Annotated in this window: 14 protein-coding genes; 6 read left to right on the forward strand and 8 right to left on the reverse strand. The window is 75.3% G+C overall.

The window, feature by feature from the left end; genetic code table 11:
* The first annotated feature begins 233 nt into the window (after window positions 1-233).
* The gene (locus tag J2S66_RS17495; protein ID WP_310308183.1) at window positions 234-1,211 is read left to right on the forward strand and encodes a GlxA family transcriptional regulator; all 978 of its coding nucleotides are present in this window, start codon (window positions 234-236) and stop codon (window positions 1,209-1,211) included.
* A gap of 46 nt (window positions 1,212-1,257) precedes the next feature.
* Here J2S66_RS17495 and J2S66_RS17500 read toward each other — a convergent pair whose 3' ends face one another.
* From J2S66_RS17500 to J2S66_RS17510, 3 genes are all read right to left on the reverse strand, one after another.
* Complete coding sequence (locus tag J2S66_RS17500; RefSeq protein WP_310308184.1) at window positions 1,258-1,818, reverse strand: EF-hand domain-containing protein; 561 nt, start codon at window positions 1,816-1,818, stop codon at window positions 1,258-1,260.
* A 92-nt stretch (window positions 1,819-1,910) separates the two neighbouring features.
* The gene (locus tag J2S66_RS17505; protein WP_310308185.1) at window positions 1,911-2,375 is read right to left on the reverse strand and encodes a hypothetical protein; all 465 of its coding nucleotides are present in this window, start codon (window positions 2,373-2,375) and stop codon (window positions 1,911-1,913) included.
* A 140-nt stretch (window positions 2,376-2,515) separates the two neighbouring features.
* Complete coding sequence (locus J2S66_RS17510; protein ID WP_310308186.1) at window positions 2,516-2,998, reverse strand: DinB family protein; 483 nt, start codon at window positions 2,996-2,998, stop codon at window positions 2,516-2,518.
* 273 nt (window positions 2,999-3,271) lie between these two features.
* Here J2S66_RS17510 and J2S66_RS17515 point away from each other — a divergent pair, with 273 nt between their 5' ends.
* Complete coding sequence (locus tag J2S66_RS17515; protein ID WP_374726091.1) at window positions 3,272-4,117, forward strand: isocitrate lyase/PEP mutase family protein; 846 nt, start codon at window positions 3,272-3,274, stop codon at window positions 4,115-4,117.
* Here the strand turns inward: J2S66_RS17515 and J2S66_RS17520 are convergent.
* Window positions 4,101-4,397, reverse strand: coding sequence for a hypothetical protein (locus J2S66_RS17520; RefSeq protein ID WP_310308187.1), 297 nt, complete (start codon window positions 4,395-4,397; stop codon window positions 4,101-4,103). The genes J2S66_RS17515 and J2S66_RS17520 overlap by 17 nt on opposite strands.
* Before the next feature lie 288 nt (window positions 4,398-4,685).
* Here J2S66_RS17520 and J2S66_RS17525 point away from each other — a divergent pair, with 288 nt between their 5' ends.
* Entirely contained in the window at window positions 4,686-5,462 is a 777-nt protein-coding gene (locus J2S66_RS17525) for a DeoR/GlpR family DNA-binding transcription regulator (RefSeq protein WP_310308188.1), read from the forward strand.
* Window positions 5,459-6,640, forward strand: coding sequence for an MFS transporter (locus J2S66_RS17530; RefSeq protein ID WP_344959604.1), 1,182 nt, complete (start codon window positions 5,459-5,461; stop codon window positions 6,638-6,640). The genes J2S66_RS17525 and J2S66_RS17530 overlap by 4 nt, the downstream gene beginning before the upstream one ends.
* Window positions 6,641-6,651: 11 nt before the next feature.
* Here the strand turns inward: J2S66_RS17530 and J2S66_RS17535 are convergent, their stop codons facing one another.
* Window positions 6,652-7,599 carry a hypothetical protein gene (locus J2S66_RS17535; protein ID WP_310308189.1) on the reverse strand — a complete coding sequence of 316 codons (948 nt, stop codon included), beginning with the start codon at window positions 7,597-7,599 and terminating at the stop codon, window positions 6,652-6,654.
* Window positions 7,600-7,746: 147 nt separating this feature from the next.
* A complete protein-coding gene (locus J2S66_RS17540; RefSeq protein WP_310308190.1) occupies window positions 7,747-8,673 on the reverse strand; it encodes an NAD(P)-dependent alcohol dehydrogenase in 927 nt (308 codons plus the stop codon).
* Between the two features lie 92 nt (window positions 8,674-8,765).
* Here J2S66_RS17540 and J2S66_RS17545 point away from each other — a divergent pair, with 92 nt between their 5' ends.
* The gene (locus tag J2S66_RS17545) at window positions 8,766-9,383 is read left to right on the forward strand and encodes a TetR/AcrR family transcriptional regulator (RefSeq protein ID WP_310308191.1); all 618 of its coding nucleotides are present in this window, start codon (window positions 8,766-8,768) and stop codon (window positions 9,381-9,383) included.
* A gap of 12 nt (window positions 9,384-9,395) precedes the next feature.
* On the opposite strand, the gene J2S66_RS17550 is transcribed toward J2S66_RS17545, so the two are convergent.
* On the reverse strand, window positions 9,396-10,199 hold the full coding sequence (locus J2S66_RS17550; protein WP_310308193.1) for a siderophore-interacting protein: 804 nt from the start codon (window positions 10,197-10,199) through the stop codon (window positions 9,396-9,398).
* A gap of 66 nt (window positions 10,200-10,265) precedes the next feature.
* Between J2S66_RS17550 and J2S66_RS17555 the strand changes: the two genes are divergently transcribed.
* Window positions 10,266-12,842: an AfsR/SARP family transcriptional regulator gene (locus tag J2S66_RS17555; protein ID WP_310308194.1), complete on the forward strand. Its 2,577-nt coding sequence runs from the start codon at window positions 10,266-10,268 to the stop codon at window positions 12,840-12,842.
* A gap of 19 nt (window positions 12,843-12,861) precedes the next feature.
* Here J2S66_RS17555 and J2S66_RS17560 read toward each other — a convergent pair whose 3' ends face one another.
* Window positions 12,862-13,509: a TetR/AcrR family transcriptional regulator C-terminal domain-containing protein gene (locus tag J2S66_RS17560; protein WP_310308196.1), complete on the reverse strand. Its 648-nt coding sequence runs from the start codon at window positions 13,507-13,509 to the stop codon at window positions 12,862-12,864.
* Window positions 13,510-13,558 lie beyond the last annotated feature (49 nt).

Here is a 13,558-nt window from a genome sequence, read left to right on the forward strand (position 1 = left end):
GACCCCGGCGCGAGCGGACCGGCGTCCTCGGACCACCCGCGGGGCCCTCGGACCGCGGACGCGGCGCGCGGCCCGTTCCACCGTCGACCGCGCGCCGCGTCCGTCCCCCACCGGCCCCCGGAGGACATCCTGGCCACGATCCGGAGCCCGGCGGACCGCGCGCGGCGCACCCCGTCCGGTTTCCGGGGATTCCTGTCCGTCCCGGTGGTGTCGGCCGGTCGTACAGTGGCGGGGTGGACGATCGCCTCGTCATCGTGGTCGGGTACGACGGGATCGAGCTGATCGACCTCGCGTGCGTGACGAGCGGGTTCGAGCACGCGAACCGGCAGGGCGCCCGACCCCCGTACCGCGTGGTGTTCACGACGCCGGCGGGCAGGCCGGTCCGCAGCGACACCGGGTTGGAGGTGCGCGGCCACGCCGGGCTCGACCGGGTGGACGGCCGCGTCGACACGCTCGTCGTCTCCGGCGGGCTGGGCCACGAGGCCGCCTCCCGCGACCCGCGCCTGGTCGGCCAGGTCCGGCGCGTCGCCGCCGTGTCGCGGCGCGTCGCCTCGGTGTGCACGGGCGCGACGGTCCTCGCCGCCGCCGGCCTGCTCGACGGTCGCCGCGCCACGACGCACTGGCACTACGCCGACGCCCTCGCCGACCGCTTCCCCCGGGTCCACGTCGACCCGGCGCCGGTCTACGTGCGCGACGGCGTCGTGTCGACCTCCGGCGGCGTCACCGCGGCGCTCGACCTCACCCTGGCGTTCGTGGAGGAGGACCACGGCGCCGAGACCGCGCGCCGCGTGGCGATGGGCATGGTGACCTACCTGCACCGCCCCGGCGACCAGGCCCAGGTGAGCCAGTTCACCGGGGTCCCGCGACCGGAGCAACTGCTGCTCCGGCGGGTGGTGGACCACGTGGTCGGCCACCTCGACGACGACCTGGGCGCCGCCCGCCTGGCCGCGCTGGTCGACGTGAGCGAACGGCACCTGAGCCGGCTGTTCGCGCGACACGTGGGCCGCCCGCCCGCGCGGTACGTGCGCGACGCGCGCCTGGAGGCGGCCTCGCGGATGCTGGTCGCGACGTCCGAGCCGCTGACCGCCGTCGCCCGCCGGTGCGGGTTCGCCTCGGCCGAGTCGCTGCGCCAGGCGTTCGTGGCGCGGTTCGGCCTCACCCCGTCCCGGTTCCGCGCCGAGCACACGCCCCGTCGCGCGACCGGGCGGTGAACGAGGCGGTGCGCGGCGGGACCGCTGCTCCCGGTGCGGCGGGTGGTCAGGCCGGGCGTCGGCCCGCCCACCAGTTGCCGGGCGCGTCCGGGTCGTTGCTCGACCAGAAGTCCACGCTCGCGCCGACGAACTCCTGGGCCGTGAGGTGCCCGTCACCGTCCGCGTCGAGGTGCCGGAACGCCTCCGCCGCCTCGTCCTCGGACAGGCCGGGGAAGTGCCCGCGCTGGAACACGAGGAACTCCGCGGGGCTCACCCGGCCGTCCTCGTCGGTGTCGGCGATGGCCAGGAACGCCTCGGCCACCGCGCCCACGGTGGCCCGCGCGGCGTCCGGGTCGTCGGCGAGCGAGCCGGTGGAGGCGAGGAACTGCTCGCGCGAGATGGTCGTGCCCCCGCCGGGGACGTGCGGCAGGTGCAGGTCGTGCCAGATCCGCAGGTAGGCGTCGACGACGCGCTGCTCCTGGGACGAGCCGGGCGCGTGCCCGAGGGACTCGGCGACCCGCCGGCCCATGAGGACGTGGTCGTGCTCGGTGAGCAACCCGTCCCCGTCGACGTCGAGGTGGTCGAAACCGTGGTTGATCTTGGCCTTGAGCAGGTCGCTGACGGGCACGGAGCTCCTCCGGACGCGGGCGGTCGACGCGGGCGGCACCCAGCATCGGGCCGTTCGCAGCAACCCGGCAAGGTCCGAACGGGGGTGGGTGATCACCCGGTCGGCTGATGTCGGACGGGACGCGCCCCGCACGCCGGCCGGGGTACGCGGTGCACGGCGCGGGCGGCGGCGGCGAGCCTCGCCGAGACCTCCTGCTCCTGCCACACCACCACGTCGAACGTGCCCAGGTCGCGCAGCGCGGTGAACCCGTGGTCGGCCGAGGCCACCACGAACGAGCGGCAGCCGCGGGCGTGGGCGTAGCGGGCGTGGGCTAACAGCACCTTCTCGGCCGCGTCCGTGCCGGGCGGCACGACCCACGTGCACACGCCCATCTCGGCGAGCACGCTCACCACGCGGTCCCCGGCGGGGTCCTGGCGGCTGTAGCCCGCCATGGCGTGGTGCACCGGCCCCGCGGCGGCCAGGAGGGCGCCGATGCGCGAGCGCACCAGCCCCGGGCTCGGGTTCACCGGCCCGACCACGTTCTCCACGTCGATCAGCAGCACCTTCGTCTCGCTCACCTCCCGATCTTCGACCTGGGACGGCGTGCGCGGTGGGACCACAACCCCATCAGGTGACCGGATGCGCGCCACACCCACGCGGTCGGGGAAACCGGGCGCGCGGCCCGGCCGGCGCGGGGCCGACGACGGGGTCCCGGGGTTCACCGCACGGCGGCCCGGAGGAGGCGCAGCTGGCCGATCTCGGTCACGTTCTTCATCAGCTCGGCGTTCACCCACGCCACCACGTGCCCGACCGTCCGGTCCGGCCACGGGAACGTGGACGGCGCGGTCAGGTCGAGCGTCGGCAGCAGCACCGACCACTCGTCGCGCATGGCGCGCAGCCAGTCCACCACCCGCTCGGGACCGGGCCACACCACCTCCGCGCGGTCGCGGGGGCGACGCCCCGCCGCGTGGTCGATCGCGACGGACCACCACCACCCGATGTGCCAGGACACCCACGCGATGGTGGGCACCGGCACGGGGTCGGGTTCCGACTCCGCCCAGTCCGGCACGCCGTCCCGGATCGTCCACACCAGGTCCGCCGGCTCCCACAGGTGGTCCCCGGGCACCAGCCGTTCCAGGTGGTACTCGAACAACCCCCAGGTGAGGTCGAACTGCCAGTGCAGGAGCTCGCGATCGGCCACCCCCCAATCCTGCCGGCGGCCGGCGGTCACCGGCTCGACGACCGCCGTGAACCACAGCGCACCGACAGGAGCCCGGCGACGGGACGGCCCGGGACGGCACGACGCCGACCGCCGCCCCACGGGACCGGACCGCCCGCCTGTGGTACACCGACCACGACGAGGTGATCAGCTCGTCCGCGCCGCGTCGACGCGAGGACGTCCGGACAGGGCCGGGAGCGGTTCCTGCCGGACCTGCCGCGCGGGGAGGCGTGCCGGGGGGTGGGAGGGGAGCACGTGGACGTGGACCGGTGGACGTCGACGGCCGTCGACAAGGCGGCGCTGAGGGCCCGCGCGGACCGGCTCCGCGCACTGCACCGCGGGGAGGTGCTGGTGCTGCCCAACGTCTGGGACGCGGCCAGTGCGGCGATCGTGGCCGGCGCGGGCTTCCCCGCCGTGGCCACCGCCAGCGCCGCCGTCTCGGCGGTGCTCGGCCACCCCGACGGCGAGGGCGCGCCGTGGCAGGAGATGTTCGCCGCCGCCGGGCGGGTCGTCCGGGCGGTGCGGGTCCCGGTCACGGTGGACGCCGAGGCGGGGTACGGCCTGTCGCCGCGCGAGCTGGTGGACCGGCTGCTGGAGATCGGCGCGGTCGGCTGCAACCTGGAGGACACCGACCACCGGGCGGGCGGCCTGGCGGACGCCGGCGCGCACGCCCGGTGGCTGGCGGAGGTCCGCGCGGCGGCGGACGACGCCGGGGTCCCGATCGTGGTCAACGCCCGCGTGGACGTCTTCCTGCCCGACGCGGGGGTGCCCGGACCGGACCGGCTCGCGGAGGCCGTGCGGCGGGGGCGGCTGTACCTGGAGGCCGGCGCGGACTGCGTCTACCCGATCGGCGTGCGGCGCGAGGCCGACATCGCCGCGCTGGTCGCCGAGCTGCCCGGCCCGGTCAACGGCAACACCGGCGACGAGCTGGACCTGGCGACGCTGCGGGCGGTGGGCGTGGCGCGGGTGTCGTACGGCCCGCGCTTCCACCGCGCCGCCATGGCCGGCCTGAAGGCCGCGGTGGAGGAGCTGCGCCAGGTCGGCCCCGACGTCGCCCCGGCGGCCGACGACCGCGGCCGGGGTGTCAGGCCGGACCGGTGAGCCGCAGGCGGAACCGGGTGCGGGTCTCCTCGACCCGGTGTCCCTCGCCGCACGTCAGGGGCGCGTCCTCGGCGGCGTCGGCGAAGCGGTAGACGGACGCCGGGCACGTGGGTTCCGGGCAGCGCCCGAGGTAGGTGCTGTGGCCCACGGTGGCCCGCGAGTTGCCGGGCGCCCCCACGCCCCAGTCCGCCACGCCGGCCGCCGTGCCCAGCGGCACCGGACTGATCACCGACGTGGTCGCCGTCGTCGTGCCGGACCCGGTCGTCGGTTCAGCGCCCATGCACTCCCCCTAAACGATCCAACTGAGTTCGGACACCTTAAGGCAAGCAGCGCCAAAACGGTAACCGAAAGCGATCAGTCCAGGTAGAATCGTTAAAGATCTTGACTCGAGGCAATCAGAGGGTGTCTCACTTCTACTTCCAGCCGAGGAAGAACCGATCCAAGTCCCACCGACAGCACCTCTGATCCGATCCGCCCGGAGTGAGCTCCACCCGATGGCACCGGTACCGGTATGACCGGAACAACATTTTTCTTGTTCGAACGCACACTTTTTGCGACGATCGCTCACGTGAAGCTCCCGGACCGGCACCGCGTGATCGTCGGCCGGCTCCGCTCCGACACCCGGGTGTCGGTCGCGGAGCTGGCGGAGGCCACCGGGGCCTCGGAGATGACGATCCGCCGCGACCTCGACCTGCTCGCGGCGGCCGGCGTGCTGCGGCGCGTGCACGGCGGTGCGGTCCTGACCAGCCCGGCGGGCGTCGAGCCGCCGTTCACCGCGCGCACGGCGACCGCCGCCGACGCCAAGCGCGCCATCGCGGCCGCCGCCGTCGACCTCGTCCGCGACGGCGAGACGGTCGTGCTGGACAGCGGCACGACCGCGCTGGAGGTCGCGAAGCTGCTGCGGGGCCGGAAGGTCACCGTGATGCCGCTCTCCCTGCACGCGGTGCGCGAACTGCTCGACGCGCCCGACGTGCGGCTGCTGCTGCCCGGTGGCGAACCCCGGCCCGGTGAGCTGGCGCTGGTCGGCCCGCTGGCGCTGGCGTCGCTGCGGGCGCTGCGCTTCGACGTGGCCGTGCTGTCGCCGTGCGCGATCGGCCTGGACAGCGGCCTGACCGCGCACACCCTGGCCGACGCGGAGGTCAAGCAGCAGGCCATGGCGGTGTCCTCGCGCACCGTCGTGCTGGCCGACGGCTCGAAGTTCGACCGCACCGCGCTCGCCCACGTCTGCCCCGTCGACCGCCCCGACGTGCTGGTCACCGATTCCGGAGCCCCCGGGGAGGTGCGGCGCGAACTGGCCGCGCGCGGGGTGCTCGTGCACGTAGCCGAACCACTGGAGACCCCGTGACGACCCCCCTGCCGCGCGCCGCCCGCGTCGCGACCTGGATCTACTTCACCCTCAACGGGTTCGCCATGGGCCTGTGGGTGGTGCACATCCCCGTCGTGGAGGACGCCGCCGACATCTCGCACAGCACCCTGGGCGGGCTGCTGCTCGTGCTCGGCGCGGCGGCGTTCGCCGGCATGCAGGTAGCCGGTCCGCTGGCCGACCGGGTCGGGCAGCGAAAGCTCCTGCCCGCGGCGGGCGTGCTGCTCGGCGTCGCGCTGTTCTTCCCGGGCCTGGCGGACTCGTGGTGGACGCTGGGGTTGGCGCTGGTGTGCTTCGGCTTCGGCAACGGCACCATCGACGTGGCGATGAACTCGCACGCCGTGGTCGTCGAACGCGCCTACCCGCGGCCGATCATGGCCTCGTTCCACGCGATGTGGTCGATCGGCGGCGCGTTCGCGGCGCTGGTCGGCGCGGCCACCCTGGGCGCGGACGTGCCCACGGCGGTGACGCTGAGCGCGTGCGGCGCGTTCACGATCGTGGTGTCGCTGCTGACCGGCCGGTTCCTGCTGGACGGGCGCCCCGAGCCCGGCGAGGCCGCGTCGGCGGCGGCCCCGACGGCCAGGCCGTCGACGAAGCTGGTCTGGCTGCTGGGCGCGATCGCGTTCGCGATGATGCTCGCCGAGGGCGTGGCCAACGACTGGGCCGCCCTGCACGCCGAGGACGTCCTGGGCACGTCGACCAGCGCGGCGGCGTTCGCGTACGGCTCGTTCGCGGTGGCCATGACCGTGGGCCGCTTCGCCACCGACCGGGTGTCCGCGCTGATCGGGCCGGTCGCGATCGTGCGCTACGGCGCGGCGCTGGCGGCGTTCGGCCTGGCGCTGGTCGTGGTCGTCCCGTCGTTGCCGGTGGCGCTGCTGGGCTGGGCGCTGTTCGGCCTGGGCCTGTCCGGCAGCGTGCCGCAGCTCTTCAGCGCCGCGGGCAACCTGGACCAGCGCTCGTCCGGCGCGCTGATGGCCCGCGTGGTGGGCCTCGGTTACGTGGGCCTGCTGGCCGGTCCGGCGCTGATCGGCGGCCTGGCCCACTGGATCCCGCTGAACGTGGCGTTCATCGTGCCGGTGGCGCTGTGCCTGGTGGCGGTGGTGTTCGCGGGCGTCCTCGCGCCGCGGGCGGTCGCGGCGGAGGAACTCGTCAGCCGGTAGCCGCGGCCGGCCTACTTCTCGCAGCCGATGCCGTCCCCGTCCGAGTCCAGGCCGTACACGTCGGGGCCGATGACGGTGATCGGGCCGGTCACGTACGCCGGGCCGTTGCCGCTGCCGGGCTTGCAGTCGACGTCGCTCGCGATGGGCACGCACGGCGTGTAGCCGGCGTGGCAGCCCTGGACGGGCGCCGGAGCGGGGGCGGGCGGTGCCGGCTGCGGGTTCGGCTGCGGGTTCGGCTGGGGCTGGGGCTGGGGCTGGGGTTCGGGCTGGGGTTCGGGCTGGGGTTCGGGCTGGGCGGGCGGCGGGGCGCTCGTGGTGGTGGTCGTCGTGGTCGTCGTCGTGGTGGTCGTGCTGGTGGCGGTGGTCGTGGGCGCGGTGGTCGTCGTCGTGCGGGCGGTGGTGGTGATGTCGGCGGCGGTGTTGGCGGTGGACGGCGACTCCTTGTCCGCCAACGCTCCGACGAGGACGAACACGAACACGACGGCCGCCGCCGCGATCCACACGGGCCGGCGCGACGGCCGTGCCGCCGGGGCGGGTGCCGGCAGGGGCCGCGGCGCGAACACGGCGGTCGGCTCCTGCCGCAGCGGCACGACGCCGCTCGTGTCGCGCGGCAGGCGGAGCACGACCTCCAGCCCGCGCACACCGGCCCGCACCGCGGCCTCGCACCCCGGCCGCGCGCCCCGCCCGGTCACCTGCGCGACCAGTCCCGCGTAGCGCTGCGACATCAGGTGCGTCAGCTCGCCGACCCGTCGGCCGTCCAGCCGCACCTCGACGGCCCGCTCCCCCTGGTGCCTGCCGGACGCGATGGTGCACCAGGCCAGTTCGACGGCCACCCGCCGCTCCCGCCCCGGCGCGACGGCGTAGGGGGCCAACGCGTCCTGGTGGTGCTCCTCGCGGGTCACCGTCACGGTCACCTCGGCCTGGAGCACGACCAGGCCGGCCGACGAGTTCTCGATCACTGTGCGCTCCCGGGTGGACTGAACGGGTGTTAGGCCGTTCATCGCAACGCGCGACACCGCGTTACGGCCGGGCACGCAGCGCAGTGAATCACTCACCTGTGGGTGATCTGTATCGCTCACCTATAGGCGACGGTCCGGCGAGGAAGGTCAGCGCACCCGGAGCACGTGCTTGCCGCGCCCGCCGCCGGTCTCCAGCGCCCGGTGCGCGGTCGCGGCGCCGGAGAGCGGGTGGACGGTGTCCACGAGCGGCTCGACCGAGCCGTCCTCCACCAGCGCGGTCAGGTCGGCGAACAGGTCGGTCCTCGGGTTGCCGCTGAAGAACCGCGCACGGCGCGGGCCGAGGGCGGTCGAGGCGAGCAGGTAGCCGACGTCGGCCGCCGAGCGGAACGCGATGGCGACCATGCGGCCTCCCGGCCGGAGCAGGCGGCGGTAGGCACGGAGGTCGCTGCCGTGCGTGTCCAGGACCACGTCGAACGTGCCCAGGTCCGCCGGGTCGGTGCGGTAGTCGACGGCCTCGTCGGCGCCCAGCGAGCGGGCGAGGTCCAGGTTGGCCGCGGACGCCAGGGCGGTGACGTGCGCGCCGTACGCGCGCCCCAACTGGACGGCGACGTGGCCCACGCCGCCGGTGGCGCCGCGCACGAGGAGGCGTTCCCCGGGGCGCAGCCGGGCCTTGTCCCGCAACGCCGTGACGGCCGTGGTGCCGACGCCGGGCAGGGCGGCGGCCCGCACGAGGTCCAGACCCGCCGGGGCGACCGCCACCTGGCGGGGGTGGACGGCGACGTACTCGGCCGCACTGCCGAACGTGCCCCTGGGCAGCGCTCCCCAGACGGGCGTGCCGGGCTCGAATCCCGGACCGGACACGACCTCGCCGGCGAAGTCCACGCCCGTGCGCTTGGGGAAGCGCGGCCCCAGCACGAGCTTCAACCCGCCGGCGCGGGCGGTCGGCTCGCCGCCGTTGACGCTGGCCGCGTGCACCCGCACCAGCAGGTGACCGGGTTTCACCACCAGGTCGGGCACGGTGCCCTCGTACAGGACCTCCGGCGGTCCGTACCGGTCGAACAGCACTGCCCTCATCACGGTCCTCCGAGCTAAGTGGAACGCACCTTCCACTTCGACGCTAACACGGTAACCGGAGAGGTGACTCCACTTGCCGTAAAGTGAGAGACATGGCTGGTGGGACCACTCGGTTGCGCGCGGACGCGCGGCACAACCGCGACCGCGTCGTGGCCGCGGCGCGAGAGGCGTTCGCGGAGCAGGGCCTGTCCGCGTCCATGTCCGGCATCGCCCGCCGCGCCGGGGTGGGCGTGGCGACGCTCTACCGGCGCTTCCCCACCAGGCAGGCCCTGGTCACGGAGGTGTTCACCGACCAGCTGCACCACTGCACGTCCGTGGTGCACGAGGCGCTGGACGACCCCGACCCGTGGCACGGGTTCTGCCGGGTGGTCACCGTGCTGTGCGAGATGCAGGCGCGGGACCGGGGGTTCAGCGCGGCGTTCCTCAGCGCGTTCCCCGACGCCGTGCCGGTGGACGAGCGGCGCGCGCGTGCCGTGGAGGCGTTCACCGCGCTGGTGGCCAGGGCCAAGGAGTCGGGCAGGTTGCGCCCCGACTTCGCGCTCGACGACTTCACCCTGGTGCTGATGGCCAACAACGGCCTGGTCACCGACTCGGTGGAGGCGGCGGTGGCCGCGTCGCGCCGCCTGGTCGCCTTCTTCCTCCAGGCGTTCCAGGCGGACGGCCCGCTCCCGCCGCCGACCCCGCTGGGCCTGCTCGACGTGCTCGGCTGACCCGCCCCCCGATCAGCCCTGCTCCTGCTCGACCTGCCGGTTCCACTCGCCCTTGGACGACTGCCAGCCGTCCTCGTCCGCGCCGAGCCGCCAGTACCCGGAGATCGACATCCGCTCCCGGGCCACGCCGCGCTCCAGCTTCAGGTGCCCGCGCAACTCCTTGACCATGGTCGCCTCGCCGTGCACGAAGACCTGCACCCCGTCGGCCGGGAACTCCAGCCCGCGCACCGCGTCCACGACCAGCCGCCCGCGCGGCCCGCCGGCGCGGTGCAGCCACCGCAGGTCCACCTCGCCCGCGCTGCGCACGACCTGCTCGTCGGCCGGCCCCTCGACCTCGACGAGCACCGTCGCGCGCGCACCCGCCGGCAACGCCTCCACGGCCGCCGCGATGGCCGGCCACGCGCTCTCGTCCCCGGCGAGCAGGTGCCAGGACGCCTCGGCGGACGGCGCGTACCCACCGCCCGGACCGGCGAAGTGCAGCACGTCCCCCGGCTGCGCCTTGGCGGCCCACGGACCGGCGATCCCGTCGTCGCCGTGCACGACGAAGTCGATGGTCAGCTCCCGGGCCGCCGGGTCCCACGACCGCACGGTGTACGTGCGGGTCCTCGGCCACCGCTCGCGCGGCAACGACGCGCGCACCTCGCGCAGGTCGAACGGCTCGGGGTGGACCACGTCGGGGAGCGGGAAGACCAGCTTCACGTAGCTGTCGGTGAACGGACCGGTCTCGAACCCGGCCAACCCCTCGCCGCCGAGGACCACGCGGACCATCTCCCGCGTGAGCCGTTCGGTCCGCGCGACCCGTCCGTACAACGCCATGATCCGTGCTCCGCTCGTCCATTCGGTCGGTCGTCCACCACCGTACGCGTGACTAGGATCGATTCGATGGCTACGGAATTCCGCGTGCTCGGCCCGCTGGAGGTGCGGCGCGGCGGCGAGCCGGTCGCGGTGCCCGCCGGGAAGGCCCGGGTGCTGCTGGCGACGCTGCTGCTGCGCGCCGGCCGGGTGGTCGCCGTCGACGAGCTGGTGGACCGGCTGTGGGACGACGCGCCGGCCAACCCGCGCGCGGCACTGCACATGGTGGTCACCAGGCTGCGGCAGTCGCTCGGACCGGTGGACGCGGTGCGCACCGCTCCCGGCGGGTACGTCGCCGAGGTCGACGAACTGGACCTGCACCGCTTCCGCTCCCTGGTCGGGGAGGGCCACCACGCCGAGGCGCTGGAGCTGTGGCGCGGCGAGCCGCTGTCGGACGTGCGCTCGGACGTGCTGCACCGCGAGGACGTCGCGCCGCTGGTCGAGGAGCGGCTGACCGCGGTCGAACGGCGCGTCGAGGCCGACCTGGTGGCCGGGCGCGCGGACTCGGTCGTCGCCGAACTGCGGGCGCTGACCCGCGAGCACCCGTTCGACGAGCGGTTCTGGGGCCTGCTGGTGCGGGCGCTGCACGCCTCCGGGCGGCAGGCGGAGGCGTTGGCGGCCTACCGGTCGGTGCGCGCGCTGCTGGCCGACGAACTGGGCGTCGACCCCGGTCCGCGACTCCGGGAGCTGCACCGGGAGGTCCTGGCCGACACCGGCGACGCCCCGCCCGCGCCGCGCCAGGTGCCGGTGCACGCGCCGCTGTTCGTGGGACGCGACGAGGAGCTGCACGGGCTCGCGAAGGGGCTGGACGACGGCGAGTTCGCCACCGCCGCGATCACCGGGCCGGCGGGCGTCGGCAAGACGGCGCTGGCCGTCAGGTGGGCGCAGCAGGTGGCCGAGCGGTTCCCGGACGGGCAGCTGTACGTCAACCTGCGCGGGTTCGACCCGACCGGCGTGCCGCTGGAGCCGGACGAGGCGGTGCTGGGGTTCCTGCACGCGCTGGGCGTGCCGCCGGAACGGGTGCCGGCCACGCCCGCCGCGCGCGTCGCCCTGTACCGGGGTGTGCTGACGGGGCGGAAGGTGCTGGTGCTGCTGGACAACGCGCGCGACAGCGAGCAGGTCCGCCCGCTGCTGCCGGGAGTGCCGGGGTGCCTGGCGGTGGTGACCAGCCGGGACGCGCTGACCGGCTTGGTGGCCCGCGAGGGCGCGACGCCGCTGGTGCTGGGCGTGCTGGAGGAGGACGCCGCCGGGGAGCTGCTGCGCCGCCGGATCGGCGCGGACCGGGTGGCCGCCGAACCCGGGGCGGTGCGGGACCTGGTCGCGCACTGCGCCGGGCTGCCGCTGGCGCTGGCCGTGGTCGCCGCGCGGGCCGCCGTGCACCCGTCGTTCCCGCTGCGCGCGCTCGCCGGCGAACTCGCCGAGGCCCGCCTGGAGGCCCTGGACAGCGGCGACGCGTCGACCAGCGTGCGGACCGTGTTCTCCTGGTCGCACGAGCGGCTGGGCGCGGAGGCCGCCCGCATGTTCGACCTGCTGGGCGTGCACCCCGGTCCGGAGGTGTCGGTGCGGGCGGCGGCGAGCCTGGCGGCCGTGCCACCGCGCGCCGCGCGCGCCGCCCTGGCCGAGCTGGGCCGGGTGAACCTGCTCGTGGAGCACGCCCCGGGCCGGTACTCGTTCCACGACCTGGTGCACGAGTACGCGGGCGACCGGGCCGGGCTGCTGGACGCGGCCGAGGCGCAGGCCGCCGTGCACCGCCTGCTGGACCACTACCTGCACGGCGCGCTGGCGGGCAACCGGGCCGTCTTCCCGCACCGCCCCACCGACACCACCGCTCCCCTGCCCGGCGTCGTCACGCCCCCGATCGCCACCCGCGAGGACGCCCTGGCGTGGTTCGACGCCGAACGCGCGACGCTGTTCGCGACGATCCCCCGGGCGGCGCTCCACGGCTTCGACCACGCGTGGCGGATACCGCAGGCGATCATGGTGTTCTGCCGGTCCGCCGGGTACTGGGAGGAGGTGCGCGGCGCGCCGGCCGTGGCGGGCGACCTCGCGCGCGTCGAGTCCTACCTGCACCGCGCCCTGGACCTGGTGGACGACCCGCGCGGCCGGGCCGCGGTGCACCGCAACCTGGCCGCGGTCGCCGAGGCGGCGTCCCGTTACCCGGAGGCGTTGGCGCGCATGCGTTCCGCTCTGTCCGAACTGGACCCGCTGGGTCCTTCCGTGGACCTGGCGTCGGCCCTGAACGCGGTCGGCTGGTTCCACCTGGCGCTCGGCGAGGCCGGTCCGGCGCTGGAGCCGTGCGGACGCGCGCTGGCGATGTTCACCGACCTGGGCGACGTCCTGGGGCGGGCGGTCACCTCGGACAGCCTCGGCCTGGCCCACCACCGCCTCGGCGACCACGACCGCGCGGTGCGGCACTTCCGCGAGGCGCTGCCGCTGTACCGGTCGCTCGGCGAGCGCTACGAGGAAGCCGCCACCCTGGACCGCCTGGGCGACGCGCACCGCGCGGCGGGCGACCCGGACGCGGCGCGCGCGGCGTGGCGCGAGTCCGCGGCCGTCCTCGGCGACCTCGGGCACCCCGAGGCGGCGCGGGTGCGGGCCAAGCTCTGACCGGTCGGGCGCCGACCGCTCACCGGAGCCACCCGGCGATGGCGTCGAGGACCGCGTCGAGCCCGAACCCGAACTCGTCGCCGAAGTCGTAGCCGGGCAGCAGCACGTGCCCGGTCGCCATCTCCACGAGGTGCGGGTAGTCGCCGGGCGAGAACCCGTCCATGATCCGCCCGGTCACGTCGGCCGCGCCGTCGTCGCCCCGGAAGGGCAGCGCGGCCTCCTGGACGACGAACCCGTACACGTAGCTGTCGAGCAGCGCGAACGCGTGGGCGGTCAGGTCCACCGGGAAACCGGCCCGGCGCAGGGTGCCGACGACCGCGTCGTGGTGCCGCAGCGTGGCGGGGCCGGGGGCGGTGCGCGACACCAGCAGCCCCACCGCCCACGGGTGGCGCCCGAGGACCCGGCGGGCGGAGGTGGACCGGCGGTGCAGCTCGTGCCGCCAGTCGCCGTCGGGTGAGGGCAGGTCGATCAGGCCGAAGACGAGGTCGACGATCCCGTCCAGGATCTCGTCCTTGTTCGCGACGTGGTGGTAGAGCGACATGGGCTTGACGTCGAGCTCCCGGGCGAGGGAGCGCATCGTCAACGTGCCGAGGCCCCCCGCGTCGGCGATGGCGACGGCGGCGCGCAGCACCCGTTCCCGGCTGAGCGGGGCGCGGTTCCCCGGCACGTGACCTCCCCGACTGCGTGGTGACAACGGCTCGCTCAGTACGTTACCG

The organism is Saccharothrix longispora, assembly GCF_031455225.1.
GTDB lineage: Bacteria > Actinomycetota > Actinomycetes > Mycobacteriales > Pseudonocardiaceae > Actinosynnema > Actinosynnema longispora.

Bases quoted from the DNA above. Each gene is read 5' to 3' on its own strand.
- J2S66_RS17520 (WP_310308187.1), bottom strand. From the start codon at position 4,397: ATGGGCGCTGAACCGACGACCGGGTCCGGCACGACGACGGCGACCACG.
- J2S66_RS17545 (WP_310308191.1), top strand. From the start codon at position 8,766: ATGGCTGGTGGGACCACTCGGTTGCGCGCGGACGCGCGGCACAACCGC.
- J2S66_RS17555 (WP_310308194.1), top strand. From the start codon at position 10,266: ATGGCTACGGAATTCCGCGTGCTCGGCCCGCTGGAGGTGCGGCGCGGC.
- J2S66_RS17550 (WP_310308193.1), bottom strand. From the start codon at position 10,199: ATGGCGTTGTACGGACGGGTCGCGCGGACCGAACGGCTCACGCGGGAG.
- J2S66_RS17540 (WP_310308190.1), bottom strand. From the start codon at position 8,673: ATGAGGGCAGTGCTGTTCGACCGGTACGGACCGCCGGAGGTCCTGTAC.